The sequence below is a fragment of the Paraburkholderia sp. SIMBA_030 genome, assembly GCF_046535245.1.
In the GTDB taxonomy this organism is placed as follows: domain Bacteria; phylum Pseudomonadota; class Gammaproteobacteria; order Burkholderiales; family Burkholderiaceae; genus Paraburkholderia.
In genome coordinates this window covers 151,296-167,490 of record NZ_JAWRXB010000015.1, presented here as the reverse complement: position 1 = coordinate 167,490, position 16,195 = coordinate 151,296, and the positions used below count along the sequence as shown (strand labels likewise).

Genomic DNA, 16,195 nt, shown 5'->3' with positions numbered 1-16,195 from the left:
ATATAACCGGCGCCGTCGATACAGTTGGGAGGTCTTCATGGAGCCTGCCGATGAGCGGACCTCCGTCCATGTGCTGCGCAACGCAGCCTGATTTTTTGCTTACGGCCCGGTGGTCATTCGTACCGGACCATCCAGAACCCGAGGTAACCAGATGAATGCAGTGAACGAACAAGCGAATCTGTCGGTGCAGCAGTTGGGCCATTTCATCGGCGGCGCGCCGGCTGCGGCCACTAGCGGCCGCTTCAAGGACGTGTTCAATCCTGCCACCGGCAAGGTGACCGGCTCGGTCGCGCTCGCTTCGGTCGAAGAAGTGGACGCCGCGGTCAAGGCCGCGAAGGCTGCCTTTCCCGCGTGGAGCGAAACGGCGCCGATCAAGCGCGCCCGCATTCTGTTCAAGTTCAAGGAACTGTTGAACAAGCATCACGACGAACTCGCGCTGCTGATTACGCGCGAACACGGCAAGGTGTTCACGGACGCGCAAGGCGAAGTGGTGCGCGGCATCGAAGTCGTCGAGTTTGCGTGCGGCATTCCGAATCTGCTGAAGACCGATTTCACCGACCAGATCGGCGGCGGCATCGACAACTGGAATCTGCGCCAACCGCTCGGCGTGGTCGCCGGCATTACGCCGTTCAACTTCCCGGTGATGGTGCCGATGTGGATGTTCCCGGTCGCGCTTGCTTGCGGCAACACGTTCGTGCTGAAGCCGTCGGAGCGCGATCCGTCGGCGTCGCTGCGGCTCGCCGAACTGCTGAAGGAGGCCGGTCTGCCCGATGGCGTGTTCAACGTCGTGAACGGCGACAAGGTGGCGGTGGATGCGCTGATCGAGCATCCGGACGTCGCGGCGCTGTCGTTTGTCGGCTCCACGCCGATCGCCGAATACATCTATACGGAAGCATCGAAGCGCGGCAAGCGCGTGCAGGCTCTGGGCGGCGCGAAGAATCACCTGGTGGTGATGCCGGACGCCGATCTCGACCAGGCAGTCGATGCATTGATCGGCGCTGCTTACGGCTCGGCCGGCGAGCGTTGCATGGCGATTTCGGTGGCGGTGGCGGTGGGCCATGTCGCCGATGAACTGATCGAGCGTCTGGTGCCGCGCGTGAAGTCGCTGGTGATCAAGAACGGCGAGAACCTCGACGCCGAAATGGGGCCGTTGGTTACCGCCGAACATAAGGCCAAGGTGGCGGGTTATATCGCGTCGGGCGAGGCGCAAGGCGCGAAGCTGATCGTCGATGGCCGCGCGCATCCGGTGGCGGGTGAAGACGGCTTCTTTATCGGCGGCACGCTGTTCGACCAGGTCGGCACGGACATGAAGATCTACAAGGAAGAGATCTTCGGACCGGTGCTGGCAGTGGTACGTGTGCCCGATTTCGCGAGCGCGGTCGAGTTGATCAACGCGCATGAGTTCGGCAATGGCGTATCGCTGTTCACGTCGGATGGCGGCGTGGCGCGCGCATTCGGGCGGCAGATTCAGGTGGGCATGGTCGGCATCAACGTGCCGATTCCGGTGCCGATGGCATGGCACTCGTTCGGCGGCTGGAAGCGTTCGCTGTTCGGCGATCACCACGCTTACGGCGAAGAAGGCGTGCGTTTTTACACGCGCTACAAGAGCATCATGCAGCGCTGGCCGGACAGCATCGCCAAGGGCGCTGAATTTACGATGCCGGTGGCGAAGTAACCGCATAAGGCGTTGCCTGATGTGGCTCGTCGATGCTGTAGCGCAGACGGCCACTCTCGACATACACGCGCAACTGGCGATACCTGATCAGGTAGACCACGCCGACGACTGCCGCCGCAAACCCCGACGCGGCGCCGACGCCGAGTGCCCAACGCGGGCCGAACCGGTCGGCGACCCAGCCGACGATCGGCGCGCCGAGCGGCGTCCCGCCTAACGCGATGGCCAGCAGAATCGCGATCACCCGGCCACGCATCGCGGGCTCCGTGGAGAGTTGCACGAGACTGTTCGTCGAGGTGGTGAACGTTTGCGTAGACACGCCGATCGCGACTAGCGCGATGCCGAAGAGCACGTAGTTCGGCATGACCGCGGCAACCGTACAGCCGGCCCCGAATACCGCCGCAGCGCCGAGCAGAATCGCCATGCGGGGTTTTGCTCGGCGCGCGGCGAGCAGCGCACCGGTGACGGAGCCGATCGCCATGGCCGAGCTCAGCACCCCGTATTGACTCGCGCCCGCATGAAATGCGGTGACGGACATCGTCGAGATGAAGATCGGAAAGTTCAGCCCGAACGTGCCGATCAGAAACAGCATCAGCAACGCAGCCTTCAGATCGGGACGCTTCCACACATACTTGAAACCTTCCATGAAGCTGCCGCGCGTGCGTATCGCGCGAGGCTTCAGTTGCAGTTCGCTGGTGCGCAGCATGCGCAGCGAACCGAGCACGGCGACGAACGAGATCGCATTGATCAGGAACACCCAGCCGCTGCCCACCGAGGCAATGAGCAGGCCCGCGACGGCCGGCCCGATCATGCGCGCGGCGTTAAACGACGTGGAGTTCAGCGCAACCGCATTCGACAGATCGCTTTCTCCGACCAGATCGGAGACAAAGGTCTGACGCGCCGGTGAATCGAATGCGGTGACGCAGCCGAGCAGCAACGCGAACACATAAACCTGCCACAACTGCACGATACCGGTGACGGTGAGCATCCCGAGGCCCAGAGCCAGCGTGCCCATTGCAGCCTGGGTGGCGAACAGCAGCTTGCGGCGGTCGAAGTGATCGGCCGCATAGCCGGTCAGCGGCAGCAACAGCATTTGCGGCCCGAACTGCAGCGACATGACGATACCCACGGACGTCGCATTGTGATGCGTGAGTTCCGTGAGCACGAGCCAGTCCTGCGCCGTGCGCTGCATCCACGTACCGATGTTGGAGACGATCGCGCCGCTCGCCCAGACCCGGTAATTGAAATTGCGCAGCGAACGGAACGTGCCGCTCACCGCGTCATTCCCGTACGAGCGCGCCGTGTCGCGCAGTTGTACGAACGAACGCTCATACGCGCGTGCTGTCGAGCAGGTCGAGGATTTCCTGCGTCGTGCCGGTTTCGCCGAGCCGCGGGAAGATTCGCGCGATGCTGTTGGTGTGAGCGTCGAGGTGCAGATCGGTCATTGCGTCGAGCGCGAACGTGACGTTGAAGCCGAGTTCGTGTGCGTAACGCGCGGTCGATTCGACTCCGATGCTGGTCGATACGCCGGCGAGCACCACTTGCGTGACGCCTTGCTCGCGCAGCCAGGCTTCGAGGTCCGTGTTCGTGAACGCGCCCCAGGTCCGCTTGGTCACCAGATGATCCGAAGGCTGCTGGTTCAGTTCGGGCACCAGATCCGCAAAGCCGGCGGGAAACTCGCCGCGGTTGCGCGCCTGTTCCGCGCGGCCCGGCGCACCGCCCGCGACGTTGACGAGCACCACCGGCATGCCGTGGCGGCGAAAGGCATCGGCCAGGACGGCGGCACGCTTCACGATTTCGCCGGTGGGATGGGCGGTGGGCAGCGCAACAATGCCTTGCTGCAAATCGATGACGACCAGTGCGGTGGTTGCGTCGAGTGTTGTCAGTGCCATGGAATGCTCCTGGTTATGAATCGGCGAGGCGTTTGAGCAATTCGACGCCGGTTGCGAGTTGTTGCTGCTCGGCTGGCGTAAAGCGGGTCTGGATTGTGCGGAATAGCCAGTCTTCGCGGGCCGCGCGGCTTGCCTTGACCTTCTTGCGAAAAGCGGGAGTGAGCGAGAGAACGGTTTGCCGCCCGTCGTTCGGGTCGGGCGCGCCGCTGACGAGGCCGGCCGCTTTCAGAACCGACAGCGTCTCGCCCATTGACTGCGGGCGCATGCCCTGGGCTCGCGCGAGCGCGGTGACCGTTGCCGGGCCGTCGCGCTCCAGCAGACCGAGAGCCTGCACCTGCGACGGCGTGAAATCGCCTACATGCGCTTCCTCACGCAGCCGGCGGCGCAGTTTGCCGACGAGAACGCGAAGGTCTTCCGCCATTGCGTGCGCGGCTTGGGGGTCGGGCGGTAGCTTGTTGCTGGTCATGCCGTCTCGAAATATGAAGGTGACCTGCGAAGGTTACCTTCATAAATGGAGATGGTCAAGCTGGCGGCGATCGTCCTTACCGGCGTTCACCGGAGCGCCGTTCGCGCTCGAAGCTTTCGATGATCTCGATGGCCGCCTTGCATTGGTCGACGTCGAGCAGATGGATGTGGCACTTCTTTTCGTCGATTTTCAGTCTGTCCGCGAGCCACTTGTAGCCTTTGGAACGCGCCTCGAACGTGTTGCAGCCGTCGCGGCGCACCTTCGCTTCGACCATCGGTTCGAGCGCCGCGTGCAGTCTGGCTTTCCATTCGCGTAGCTCGGCATTCGCGAGCCGCCCGAGCGGCAGATTGCGTGTGCTGCGCGCGAAAATGCCGATCCACGCTTCGCATGGCGCGCAAATCCAGAGCGGCCCGTGGTCTTCGCGGTATGGATAGGCGTCCTCATCTGGTCTGACGAGCACGGCCTTCGCGCCGCAATAGTTGCAGATCGGTTGGGGAAGGGCTTTGACAGGACGGCCAACGCGCATCTGGAGGGGAAATCGAGAGTGGAACGATCAATATATCAAAACAGCCGCCGGCGAGGACAGCAAGCATCAGAGCCCGTCTGTTCTGACCAGCGTGGCGAGCCTGGCACGTTCTGTCGTGACGTTTATGCCTTCGTCAGCAGGCCAGTCGAGCGTAATGCCGTCGTCGAGCGATTCCCGTACCAGCGACGAATAATCCCATTTGCTCAATTTCCCCGATTTCATGGCTTGCGCAACATCGCGCCTGAGCTCCGCGGGAAAGCTCGCATAGGCTGCCGACAGCGCAGCGTACTGTCGCGCGTCGATTTCAACGGATGAGTGTTGAGTGGTCCAGAAGACAACGGCGATGATCGCCATCAACGGCACTGCGGTGTAGCGGAGAATGAACTTGACGGGCGTCATTTCAGATTTTCGTGAGGACGCTCGGTGAACGAACGCGTATTGAGTAAAGCATGAGTTGACGGTGATCGAGGTTCAGCAACCCATGACGCCAGAATCAGGTGGGCGGTTGTCGGTCCGGTGTGTGCTTCGTACGAAGCGCTGCAAGAATGCCCCTCAGGATATCGATGGGAGGCGGCGGGCAGCCCGGGATCGTCACGTCGACCGGCAGCAGATTCGATAGCGGCCCGCGCACGGCGTAACTGTCCTTGAAAATACCGCCCGTGCAGGCGCACTCGCCGGCGGCGACCACCAGCTTCGGATGCGGCGTTGCCTCGTAGGCCTGCAATACCGCTTCCTGCATGTTCAGCGTGAGCGGGCCGGTGACCAGCAGCATGTCGGCATGGCGGGGGCTCGCGACGAACCGGATACCCAGACCCTCGATGTTGTAGTACGGATTGTTGAGCGCATGGATTTCCAGTTCGCAGCCGTTGCAGGAGCCCGCATCGACCTCGCGAATGCACAGCGCCCGGCCGAGCACGTCGAGTATGTCCTGCTGGATCCGGTGGCCTTCGGCCCGCCATGCGTCATCGCCCTCGGGCACGCGCAGAGTCGGCGTGCCGGTCGTCGCGATCTGTTTGAGAAGTTGCCACATTACAGGTCGTGTCCCGCGTAGTTCAGGTTGAACGACTTATTGATCAGCGGAAAATCGGGAACGATATTGCCGATGATCGCGTGCTCCAGGGCTGGCCAGTTCTGCCACGACGGGTCATGGCAGTGGCAGCGCGCAATAGTCCCGTCGGCGCCGCTCTCGATCGCGACGAACACGTCGCCCCGCCAGCCCTCGATCCAGCCCACGCCATAGGACGGCGAATTTCCGCGTTCAATCCCGGCGGCAATCGCGCCGTCCGGCAGATCCGTGAGCAGGGCGCGGATCAGCCGGATGGACTCGTAAACCTCGCCGAAACGGACCGCGACGCGGGCCGCCACGTCACCCCGTTCGTCGCTGACCATCTGCACCTGAACCTCATGGTAGGGCGCGTAAGGATGATCGACCCGCACGTCGATTTTCCGCCCGCTGGCACGCGCGGCCAGCCCGCACACATCGAAGTGCTCCGCCACGCTGGCGGAGAGTATCCCTGAGCCCGCGAAGCGATCCTGCAGTCCCGATTGATCGTCGTAGATACGCTGCATCACGCGGACCTGCGCGTCGATCTGCTCGCACTGCGACTCTATTGCAGCGACGAAATGTGGATCGATCTCCGTTGCCACGCCACCTGGAGCGATCTGATCCATCAGATAGCGGTGTCCGAAGACACGGTCGTTCAGGCGCAGCCAGTCTTCCTTCAGGCGAGAAAACGCGGCCAGCCCGTAGGCGAACCCGGCATCGTTGCCGAGCGCACCCAGATCGCCGAGGTGGTTGGCAATGCGCTCACGCTCGAGCAGCAGCGCGCGCAGCCACTGCGCGCGTGGCGGAATCTGGACATCGAGTGCCCGTTCGACCGCCATGCAGTACGCCCACGAGAACGCGACAGTGGAATCCCCGGCGATTCGTCCTGCCAGACGATGCCCGAGCAACAGAGGCGTTTGCTGAAACAGCTTTTCGATGCCGCGATGCGCGTAACCGAGCCGCTCCTCGAGCCGCAGCACTTTTTCACCGACGACCGAAAAGCGGAAGTGTCCCGGCTCGATCACGCCGGCATGGATCGGACCCACGGCGATCTCGTGGACGCCGTCCCCGGCGACCGGCACGAACGGATAGTCCGCTTCCTGCGATTCGAACCGCTCGGCCCCGGAAGACAGCTTCTGCAGCGGATAGTAGTCGGCAGGCCAGTTACCGTGGTTCAGCCACGGCCTCGTATCTTCGGCGCCGATTGCACGCAGTCCCAGCAGATCGTAGACGGCGCGTTGCATGCGCGTCGCACATGGAAAAACGGTCGACAGGTCCGGGTATCCGTTCGCATGCATATCGCCTGCGGGCGACTGTAGCCACAAGATGCCGTCTTCCAGTGCATATGCGGCGGAGATCGCGAATGTGCCTGGCGCCTCTTCGGCACCCCACACGGAGATCAGGCGGCCACCCGCTTCGCGCACCGTGCCGGCGGTGCGGGTCCACGTGTCATGATCGACCTGTGCGAGAAACGCCGAAGACCTGCCCGCAAACACGGACAGGCGAACCAGCCTGGGAAACCCGAATGCCTCGATACGCATGTGTCACCCCGCGATCATGGCCGCCGCCTGCCGATACCACGTCGCAAGATAAGGCGGAATGTAGAGTCCCAGCATCAACCCGACGCCGAGATGGACGAACACGGGCAGCAACGCCGGCGGGTGTTCGAGCACTTTGGCCGTCGTGTCGCCGAACACCATGCCCTGCACGCGCACGAAGATGGCCGCGAACGCCACGGCAAGCGCGAGCAACAGGAAGGGCGTGGCCCACGGGAGTTTGCTCATCGCGGTCGTCAGAATCAGGAACTCGCTCGCGAAGACGCCGAATGGCGGTATGCCCAGAATCGCGAGCGCGCCGAGCATCATGCCCCATCCCACGGTTGGGCTCACGCGTAACAAGCCGCGGATGTCGTCGATCGCCTGGGTGCCGGCCTTTTGGGCCGCATGCCCGACGGTGAAGAAGATCGCCGACTTCACCAGCGAATGCACCGTCATGTGGAGCAGACCCGCAAAGGTCGCAATCGGGCCGCCGATCCCGAAGGCGAACGTCATCAGGCCCATGTGTTCGATCGACGAATACGAAAAGAGCCGCTTGACGTCTTTCTGCCGGAACAGCGAAAAGGTGGCGATCAGTACCGAGACCAATCCGAAGCCGACCAGCAGGTGTCCCGGCAGGCCGTTCTGGAGTGCGCCGTCGGCCAGCACCTTGCAGCGCAGTACCGCATAGAGCGCGACGTTGAGCAGCAGACCGGACAGCACAGCCGAAATCGGTGTAGGACCCTCGGCATGGGCATCGGGCAGCCAGTTGTGCATGGGCACGAGGCCGACCTTGGTGCCGTAGCCGATCAGCAGAAACACGAACGCGAGCGAAATGATGGTCGGGTCGAGACTCCCCTTGACCGCGTTCAGACTGGTCCAGAGCAGCGCCTCGCCGCCGCCGAGCTGCCGGCTCGCGGCGAGATAGAGAAGGATCGTGCCGAACAGCGCCTGCGCGATGCCGACGCCGCACAGGATGAAATACTTCCATGCGGCTTCCAGACTTGCCGCCGTGCGATAGACGCTGACCAGCAGCACCGTCGCGAGCGTGGCGGCTTCCATGGCGACCCACAGGATGCCCATGTTGTTGGTGAGCAGCGCGAGCAGCATCGCGAAGATGAACAGCTGGTACATGCTGTGGTAGAGGCGCATGCGTGGGCCGGTCATCTTGCCGCGGTCGCGCTCGATGCGCATGTACGGCCTCGAAAAGATCGACGTGGTCCAGCCGACGAAGGCCGTCAGCGCGACCAGAAACACGTTGAGCGGATCGACGAAGAACAGCTTGCCCAGCGCAAACGCGGGCCCATGCGCCACGGTTTTCACGGCGAGCAGCATGGCGGCGGCAAAGGTCAGGAAACTGAAGCCGACGTTGAGCTCTGCCGCGACATGATGCTGTCCCACCAGCGCCAGACACATGCCCGCGAAGAGCGGAATTCCGAAAACCAGCAGCAGTACCCAGGCTTCAGTCATCTTTGAGTTTTTCAAGGTGATGAATGTCCAGACTGTCGAACTGCTCGCGGATCTGGAACATGAACACGCCAAGGATCAGGATGCCTACCAGCACATCGAGTCCGATGCCGAGTTCGACGATCATCGGCATACCGTTCGTTGCCGCGGCGGCGGCAAAAAACAGACCATTTTCCATCGACAGAAAGCCGATCACCTGAGGGATCGCCTTCGCGCGCGTAATCATCATCATGAACGACAAAAGCACGCAGGCGAGGGCGATGCCGAGCGTGCCGCGCGCGACCGACGAGGCGAGCTGGCTGATCGGCGACGCGACATTGAACGCGACGATCACGAGCACGATGCCGATCAGAAGGGTAGCGGGAATATTGAGGAGGGACTCCACGTCCGTTTTGACGTTGAGCCGCCGCACGAGTCTGTAAAGTATCCAGGGAATCAGGCCGACCTTGAGCACCAGCGTCAGCAACGCGGAGATATAGATGTGCGTGTCGGCTGTGACGAATCCCAGAATCAGATTGGCTGACACGAGTGTCAGGCCCTGCAGCGTATAGAGGTGAATCAACGACAGGATCCGGCGCTGGCTGAGCATTGCAAACGACAGCAGCAGCAGGATGGCGGCCAGGAAGTTGATGATCTGTGTCGCGAAGCCGTGCATTCACGCCCCCAGCAGGAAGTGAACGAGCATCCCGATGACGGCCAGCAGGAACGCTGTCGCGAGAAACTCCGGCACGCGGAAAATGCGCATCTTCGCGTTGGTCGTCTCGACGACCGCGAGCGCCGCGCCGCCCATCAGCAACTTGACGAAGAGCGCCGGGATGGCGAGCAGCAGCGCCGCAGGATTGCCGGCCTCCGCGATGCCCCACGGAACGAACAGGGCAACGCCGATGCAGGAGTACGCGAACAGTTTGAGGCTCGCGGCCCATTCCATCAGCGCGAGATGCCGGCCGGAATACTCGAGGATCAGCGCCTCGTGGATCATCGTCAGTTCGAGGTGCGTGGTCGGGTTGTCGACCGGCAGGCGCGCATTTTCGGCGAGCGACACCATCGTGAATGCGATCCCCGCGAACGCGAGGCTCGGGTAGATCGCCAGTTCGCGATGGCTGAGCGTGGCGACGATGGTGGTCAGCAAGGTCGACTTCGTGATCAGCGACGCCGAAAACAGGACCATCAGCAAGGCAGGCTCCGCGAGGAAGCCGACCAGCATCTCGCGGCGCGCGCCGAGCGTGCCGAACGCGGTGCCGACGTCCATCGCGGCCAGTGAGATGGCCACCCGAGCCAGCGCGAAAAGGCCCACCAGGGCGATCGCGTCCGCGGCCGGCGACAGGGGAAGCTCGGTTGAAAGCGTAGGTACGATCGCGCAGGCGAGCGTCATGCATGCCCAGACGACATACGGCGCGCCGCGCAATATCGGACTGGCGTGGTCGGCGACGACCGACTCCTTGTTGAACAGCTTGTGCAGTATCCGGTAGGGCTGCCAGATGCTCGGCGCCCGGCGGTTCTGCAACCTGGCGCGGCACATGTTGACCCAGCCCGTCAACAAGGGCGCTGCCGCCAGTGCGAGCAGGATCTCCAGCCCCTGGGAGAGCAGTCCGGAGAGTGTGATCATCGTCTCACCAGCATCAGCAGCACGATCAGCACGAGAAAGCTGTGCATCAGATAGACTGCGATGCGGCCTGTCTGGAGCAGTCCGGCCAATGCCGCGAGTCGCCTCGTCAGCCGTTCGAGCGGCTCGTAAATCAGGGTCCACGCGCGATCCGTCACGGTGACGCTGTACGCGGGGTGTTCGTCGAACGGAGAGGGCAGCCGCCGATCGATCCTGAACAGAGGCGCGAAGATTTCGCGGATCGGCTGCCCGAACCCTTCTGCCGTATCCTGCATGCGCGCATTCACGAAAGGAAAGCCGCAGGCCCAAGGGGCCGCCCGCCGCAGGCGCCCATGATAAAGACGGCGTACCAGCAGCCACGCGAGCCCGCAACAGGCGAAGAAGAACAGCAGGAAAACCGCCGGCATGTAGCTGGCCCGGTCTGCGCTCGTCGGGGCGAGCAGCAGCCAGCCATTTTTCGCGACCGCCTGGCCGATGCCGGCGCCTACCAGCATCTGCGTGACGCGATCCAGAATGGCCACGAACTGCACCGGCAACAGTCCAAGCAGCACGCATATCGCTGCCAGCCACGCGAAACCGGCCCGCTCCCACGGACTTGCGTCCCGTGCATCGCGTAGCTTCGCCTCGCGGGGCTGGCCGAGAAAGACGATGCCGAAGAACTTGACCATCGTGTAGCCCGCGAGCGCGGCCACGAGCGCGATCAGCGCGGCGACGACCGGCACCACCATGTTCAGAAACGGGTCGGGCAAGCCCGGCGTAAACAGAAAGCTTTGCAGCAACAGCCACTCGGAGACGAAGCCGCTCAACGGCGGCAGCCCCGCACTGGAAAGCACGCCGACGAGGGCGGCCCATGCGGTCCACGGCATGAAACGGATCAGGCCGCCCAGATGCCCGAGATTGCGCTCGCCGGTCGCATGGAGGACGGAACCCGTGCCGAGAAACAGCAGGCTCTTGAATGCCGCATGGCTGGCGATCTGGTAGAGCAGAGCCGTCAGCGACAAGGCGGCCAGCGCGCTCATCCCGTACGCGCGAAACAGGATCGTCAGCCCCATGCTGACGAACATCAGGCCGATGTTGTCGATCGACGAGTACGCGAGCAGCCGCTTCATGTCCGTCTGGATGGCGCTGAACACGACGCCGAACAGCGCGGTGAAGAGTCCGAGTATCAGCATGAGCACGCCCCACCACGCAATCTGCACGTGCAGCAGATCGAACACCGTGCGCAGCACGCCGTAGAGGCCGGCCTTCAGGACGAACCCGCTCATGAGGGCCGACACCGGCGACGGCGCGGCCGGATGAGCCTCGGGCAGCCAGACATGCAGCGGGAAAATGCCCGCCTTGGTGCCGAAACCGAACAGCGCCAGCACAAACGCGACGGATGCCCAGAACACGTCCAGATGCTGCAGACGCATGTTGGCGAACGTGTAGTTGCCGGTATTGGCCTGCAACAGGCCGAAGCACAGCAGGAGCGCCAGCGCCCCGACGTGGGAGATCAGGAAGTAGAGCCAGGCTGCCCGGCGGATCTCGGCGAAGCGGTGATTGGTCATCACGAGGAAGGTGGCCGATACGGTCATCGTTTCCCACGCAACCATGAAGCAATATGCGTCGTCTGCCAGCAACAGCACCGCCATGCTCGCGAGGCACACGTGATATTCGAAGCAGAGCAATCCGGGCGGCGTGCCCTCGCCCTTGCGGAAATAGCCGGAGGAGAACGCGCTCACACCCGTGCTCACCACGCCGAGCACCATGAGGAAATACGCCGACAGGCCGTCGAGCCGCAGATGAAACGGCAGGTCCGGCAAGCCGAGCGGCAGGACCGCTTGCTGTGGATTCGAGAAAACGCCCGCGAGGCCCAGTCCGCACAGAAGCAGGCCGAATACGGCGCCGAGTGGAAACAGAACATGCGCCACCACGCGTGTGCGGTGCAGGTTCGCGAGCCCCAGAACCCCGACGGCCAACCAGCCGGCGACCACCAGCAGCACGTAATGGACGACCAGCAAATGTTCCATCGGTATTGTCTCCGGTACCGTCAAATGTCTTGTTCAACCGCTAGTACGTCGGATGAAGGGTATCCCGAAACCGGCTCCGCCCGGAAGTGGCCTGCCATTTCTTCGATATGTCGGCACAGGTCGCGCTTTCGAACAATGCGTTCCCGCGCGTCGTTCTCCTCCACGATGGAGCCGCTTTGCCAAGCAACATCCGGTTACCAATTGATGATAATGAAGTTATCATCCTAGCAGCTTTATTGATACGGTTCCACACGCGATGATCTGTCGGCAGGCGCGCAGAGCGTGCCTTGTTCGTTCGGGACATCGGCAATGCAGGGCTCATCCTGCGCGTGGAGTCCCCGAGGCCAGCTTGCTGCAAGCTGAAAGTACACGGGACGATGCTGGCCATGTTCTTTGTCGGCGGCATCACGGGAGCGATGGGCTTCAAGCGCATCGGATACACGTCGACGGTGCCGCTCGCGGCCGTTCTGATCGTGCTGGCCATCGTACCTCTCGTCGACGATCTGCGTGCGCGGGTCTATCGCCTCGACCGATAGGCGGGAAGTGCGGAAAGCGGCGTGAGAGAGGGGCCGTTTTCGACGAGGTATCGCATAGTATGATAATGAAACTATCATTGACTTATGCTGAAATGGTAATAATATTGCGCCCATGGGTAAGAAGCATGTTGGTCACGTCGCGCCAAGTCTGCGCAAATACACAGGTTATGCCGGCGCTCGGCAGGGAGGTCGCCGTGATTGACACGAGCGTGCCGCTGCTGTCGCATGACTACACGCACCTGTTTTTGCGGGACGTGATGGGACGTCGCGGATTGATCGTCGTCGGTGTGGGCAGGGCGGGCGAACGCGGATTCCAGATGCTGTACCGGTTTGCCGATATCTGCGACCGCCTGGAAGCATGCGGGGTCAATGTCATCTTCGTCTATCAGAAGGAGTCGGCGCGCCACGTCCAGGACGCGATCTCGCGATCCGGCGCGCGATACAGGCAAAGGCCGTGTCTGTTTCTGGACGATGACGGTCAGTTCTTTGTCGGCCCGCCACGTCCAAAATCGCTTCGCGCGGTGTATCTGGATCGGGACATGAGGCGACTCGATACGGTCGAAATTGCGTTGCGGGATGAAACGTGGGATCCACTGCTACGTGCTTTCTTTGCCCGGGTTGTCGCAGGTTCCACGCACTGAGCGCGGTCGCGCAGGAACGTCGGATTTTCATCGCTATCTGCGATCGCTTAGGGACGTTTTCGCGAATGCGGTGGCTCTGGCGCCGTCGGAAGGCAGCGAACACAACGTGACGGTTTTTGCCTGGAAAGGAACGGATGAACTTCCATCCTTTGCGGCGATGCTCGATCGGGCGCGCGTGCTTGCGGCGAGGCACATGGTGAATCTTCATGCGACAGTCACGCGCATCGAGTACGGCAAGAAATTCAACTGGAACCGATATGGGCAGGTGTCTTAAGCACATTCAATTGCCTTGATTTGCCTTGTTCAGGCGGCGACGCGCACGCATTTCCGGTCTTTTTAAGCAGACGAATTATCGAGGAAGGAAGATGACAGCAGGCAGCGATAACGAAAGCAGCGGCTTGACCCACGCGGCCATCTGCGCTCTCGGGCGTCTCGCGCAGCAGCGATATGGCCGCGGTGCGCCGGCGCTGAACTGGTCGGTCGCGCAGGAACTGCGTAACGCCGGGTTCGTATCGGTCCCCGCGAACGGGCGAGGCGGGGTGTCGATCACCGCGGCCGGGCAGCATTTTCTGCGTAGCAGGGCGGAGCTTTAGGGCGCCGCCTCTGTGCGCTATGCGCTCAAGCGGGTCAATGGCTGGGCACTGGTATGGGTTTTTACGGTGGCGTTCGGCGCCACGAAGATGACTCGGGTCGTCCGGTGTATTACAATTCGATTATCATACTTGGACTTCACCCCCGTCATGGAAACGAAAAGCGCTCGATTCACAATTCTGATCGATCCTGTGAAGAAGGAGGCGTTCGAAAACCTGTGCGCAGCGCAGGACCTGACGCCCTCGCAGGTGGTGCGGCAACTGATTCGCGAATACCTTGAGCAGCACGGTGTCACCTACAAGACGAAGAACGTCATTGGTGCGCGTCCGCGTCGAAAAACAGCCTGAGCGACGCCCGTTTCAAGTCCTTGACGCAATCGTCGTTGAGGCGACGCCGTCCGATCGCACTGCCGGCGCCTTGCCGGTATTCTTTCAGGCTGACTTTTCTGCGGCCTGCCTTTAAAGACTTCATGCAACCCGGGTCGAGGGTGTTATCAAGGTAGCCTCAAAAAACGCCACGGCGCTCGACGACGTCCTCGTCCTTCCCGTCCGCGCCGTGCGCATCTCAATGACCGATCGTTCCCGCGCTTTTCACGGTACAGGCTGCGACGACTTTCTGGCCGTCGCTGGGTTTTCTCCGCGATTTCACAGTGAAAAACTGCGCGTTATGCGGCTTGCCGCGACGCGCGGCCGAAAATTGTCCGGTCGGCCAGCCATACCGCCAGCAGCGTGGCGCCCATCAACGGGAATACGATGCCGAGCAGCACGAGGCCACTCTTCCAGCCGCGCATCGGCGGTGCTGAGCGCTCACGTGCCGGTGCGCCGAGCGAACGCTGCGGCCGCCGTTTCCACCACATCACGCAGCCGGTCGCAGCCATCCCGGCGAGTCCGAGCGAAATCGCCGCGCAGAGAATCTGATTGGCGACGCCGAAATAGCGCCCCATATGCAACGACGTGCCGTACGACACTGCTTTCGACACGGCGCCGTAGTCGCCGTAACGAATATCCTTCAGCACCGCGCCGCTATATTGGTCGATGTACAGCGTGCGCTCCTGTTTTGGGTCGTCCGGAAAGTACGAGACGGTATAGACGCCGGAAAGTGACGTGGGCAGCGCGAGGTTATAGCCGCGGGTCACGCCGAGCGACGCGACCCGCGCGACGACCCGCCCGAGCGGCAGCGCTTGCAACACACCCGTATCGGCGGATGCCGGTACGGGTGCGTTGCCGACGGCCCATGGCGTGATAGGCAGAGGCAGGTCGTCCATCACCATGCCCGGCATCGACTCCATTTTCGATTCATGCGCGCTGTCCCTGTGGTGGATGGGTTGGCCTTGGGTCGATGCCTGCGTGTCGCCGACGTTATCAGCGTGCATGCGGGGCAGCGTGGAGCGTAGCGGCAAGCCACCCCATGAGCCCGCGGGCGCACCTGGATTCGCGCTGGTCGCGAGCGCTTTGAATTGCTTGCCCCACGAACCCGACCAGGGCAGGCCGGTCAGCACGAACGCCAGCGCGCCGAGCGCGAGCCAGATGCCCATCACCGCGTGAAGGTTCTTCCACAGCGCGCGGCCTTTGAGTGCGAAACGCGGCACCAGCGCGTCTCTCGCGGTCGTCTTTTCGCGCGGCCACCACAACGCGACGCCGGTGCCGATCATCACGAGCGTCCAGCACGCCGCCAACTCCATCAGCAGTTCGCCGGGCTTGCCGAGCAGCAGCTTGCGGTGAAGCATGCGGTCCACCTGCATGAAGCGGTGCTCGACGCTCAGCGTGCCCAATACTTTGCCGCTATACGGGTTCACGTAGACGCTTTGCTTGTCACCGTCGGCGAGGCGGAAGATGAATTCAGCGCTGCGGTCTGGCACTTGTGCGATCACCGCGGTAACCGCCGCTGCGTCGGCGGGCATCGCCGCGCGTGCCTTCGCCAGCAGCGTATCTCGGGTCAGCATTGGGGTCGCCTGCGGTTCGACGATCAACCGGTGCGGATAAAGCAGCGGCTCGATTTGCGGCTGGAAGCAGTACAGCGTTCCGGTAATCGCGAGTATCACCAGGAACGGCATGACGAACAGAGCCGCGTAAAAGTGCCAGCGCCATAGCGTGCGATAGCCGGCGTTGGCGCTGCTGGCCGGCGCAGCTGTGCGTTGAACAGTGGTGGTGGACATTCGATCCCCCTGTGGGCAGTCATTGATCTTTCGAATCACCCTGCGCGGCGCGCGTGT

The 16,195-nt window shown here is 62.6% G+C and carries 17 protein-coding genes and 1 pseudogene; 6 read left to right on the top strand and 12 right to left on the bottom strand.

Translation table 11 applies throughout. From position 1 onward, the window contains the following. Positions 1 to 151 precede the first annotated feature (151 nt). Positions 152 to 1,675 (top strand): CoA-acylating methylmalonate-semialdehyde dehydrogenase, encoded by a 1,524-nt coding sequence (locus SB772_RS25415; RefSeq protein ID WP_410835950.1) that lies wholly within the window; start codon positions 152 to 154, stop codon positions 1,673 to 1,675. Here the strand turns inward: SB772_RS25415 and SB772_RS25410 are convergent. From SB772_RS25410 to hyfB, 11 genes are all read right to left on the bottom strand, one after another. Continuing rightward, complete coding sequence (locus SB772_RS25410) at positions 1,653 to 2,948, bottom strand: MFS transporter (protein WP_410835949.1); 1,296 nt, start codon at positions 2,946 to 2,948, stop codon at positions 1,653 to 1,655. The two genes, SB772_RS25415 and SB772_RS25410, sit on opposite strands and share 23 nt — an antisense overlap. Before the next feature lie 52 nt (positions 2,949 to 3,000). After that, the gene (locus SB772_RS25405) at positions 3,001 to 3,564 is read right to left on the bottom strand and encodes an isochorismatase family protein (RefSeq protein WP_410835948.1); all 564 of its coding nucleotides are present in this window, start codon (positions 3,562 to 3,564) and stop codon (positions 3,001 to 3,003) included. A 13-nt stretch (positions 3,565 to 3,577) separates the two neighbouring features. Beyond that, positions 3,578 to 4,030, bottom strand: coding sequence for a MarR family winged helix-turn-helix transcriptional regulator (locus SB772_RS25400; protein ID WP_410835947.1), 453 nt, complete (start codon positions 4,028 to 4,030; stop codon positions 3,578 to 3,580). A gap of 76 nt (positions 4,031 to 4,106) precedes the next feature. Then, positions 4,107 to 4,556 carry a zinc-finger-containing protein gene (locus SB772_RS25395; protein ID WP_410835946.1) on the bottom strand — a complete coding sequence of 150 codons (450 nt, stop codon included), beginning with the start codon at positions 4,554 to 4,556 and terminating at the stop codon, positions 4,107 to 4,109. A gap of 66 nt (positions 4,557 to 4,622) precedes the next feature. Further along, a complete protein-coding gene (locus SB772_RS25390) occupies positions 4,623 to 4,955 on the bottom strand; it encodes a hypothetical protein (protein ID WP_410835945.1) in 333 nt (110 codons plus the stop codon). A gap of 94 nt (positions 4,956 to 5,049) precedes the next feature. Next, on the bottom strand, positions 5,050 to 5,586 hold the full coding sequence (locus SB772_RS25385) for an NADH-quinone oxidoreductase subunit B family protein (protein ID WP_410835944.1): 537 nt from the start codon (positions 5,584 to 5,586) through the stop codon (positions 5,050 to 5,052). Further along, on the bottom strand, positions 5,586 to 7,142 hold the full coding sequence (locus tag SB772_RS25380) for an NADH-quinone oxidoreductase subunit C (RefSeq protein ID WP_410835943.1): 1,557 nt from the start codon (positions 7,140 to 7,142) through the stop codon (positions 5,586 to 5,588). The genes SB772_RS25385 and SB772_RS25380 overlap by 1 nt, the downstream gene beginning before the upstream one ends. A gap of 3 nt (positions 7,143 to 7,145) precedes the next feature. Continuing rightward, the gene (locus SB772_RS25375; RefSeq protein ID WP_410835942.1) at positions 7,146 to 8,606 is read right to left on the bottom strand and encodes a hydrogenase 4 subunit F; all 1,461 of its coding nucleotides are present in this window, start codon (positions 8,604 to 8,606) and stop codon (positions 7,146 to 7,148) included. Continuing rightward, complete coding sequence (locus SB772_RS25370) at positions 8,599 to 9,258, bottom strand: formate hydrogenlyase (RefSeq protein WP_410835941.1); 660 nt, start codon at positions 9,256 to 9,258, stop codon at positions 8,599 to 8,601. Before SB772_RS25370 ends, SB772_RS25375 begins: the two co-directional genes overlap by 8 nt. After that, complete coding sequence (locus SB772_RS25365) at positions 9,259 to 10,209, bottom strand: respiratory chain complex I subunit 1 family protein (RefSeq protein ID WP_410835940.1); 951 nt, start codon at positions 10,207 to 10,209, stop codon at positions 9,259 to 9,261. Further along, positions 10,206 to 12,215 carry a hydrogenase 4 subunit B gene (hyfB, locus tag SB772_RS25360; RefSeq protein WP_410835939.1) on the bottom strand — a complete coding sequence of 670 codons (2,010 nt, stop codon included), beginning with the start codon at positions 12,213 to 12,215 and terminating at the stop codon, positions 10,206 to 10,208. The genes SB772_RS25365 and hyfB overlap by 4 nt, the downstream gene beginning before the upstream one ends. Before the next feature lie 356 nt (positions 12,216 to 12,571). Here hyfB and SB772_RS25355 point away from each other — a divergent pair. The 5 genes and pseudogenes from SB772_RS25355 to SB772_RS25335 all read left to right on the top strand — a co-directional run. Continuing rightward, a pseudogene (locus SB772_RS25355) lies at positions 12,572 to 12,751 on the top strand (DUF1275 domain-containing protein); the annotation flags it as partial. 167 nt (positions 12,752 to 12,918) lie between these two features. Beyond that, positions 12,919 to 13,392 (top strand): hypothetical protein, encoded by a 474-nt coding sequence (locus SB772_RS25350; RefSeq protein ID WP_410835989.1) that lies wholly within the window; start codon positions 12,919 to 12,921, stop codon positions 13,390 to 13,392. Between the two features lie 70 nt (positions 13,393 to 13,462). Continuing rightward, positions 13,463 to 13,666: a hypothetical protein gene (locus tag SB772_RS25345; RefSeq protein ID WP_410835938.1), complete on the top strand. Its 204-nt coding sequence runs from the start codon at positions 13,463 to 13,465 to the stop codon at positions 13,664 to 13,666. Positions 13,667 to 13,757: 91 nt separating this feature from the next. Further along, positions 13,758 to 13,985 (top strand): hypothetical protein, encoded by a 228-nt coding sequence (locus tag SB772_RS25340; protein ID WP_410835937.1) that lies wholly within the window; start codon positions 13,758 to 13,760, stop codon positions 13,983 to 13,985. A gap of 147 nt (positions 13,986 to 14,132) precedes the next feature. Further along, a complete protein-coding gene (locus SB772_RS25335) occupies positions 14,133 to 14,330 on the top strand; it encodes a ribbon-helix-helix protein, CopG family (protein ID WP_410835988.1) in 198 nt (65 codons plus the stop codon). A gap of 317 nt (positions 14,331 to 14,647) precedes the next feature. On the opposite strand, the gene SB772_RS25330 is transcribed toward SB772_RS25335, so the two are convergent. Next, complete coding sequence (locus SB772_RS25330; RefSeq protein ID WP_410835936.1) at positions 14,648 to 16,138, bottom strand: PepSY-associated TM helix domain-containing protein; 1,491 nt, start codon at positions 16,136 to 16,138, stop codon at positions 14,648 to 14,650. Between the last annotated feature and the right edge of the window lie 57 nt (positions 16,139 to 16,195).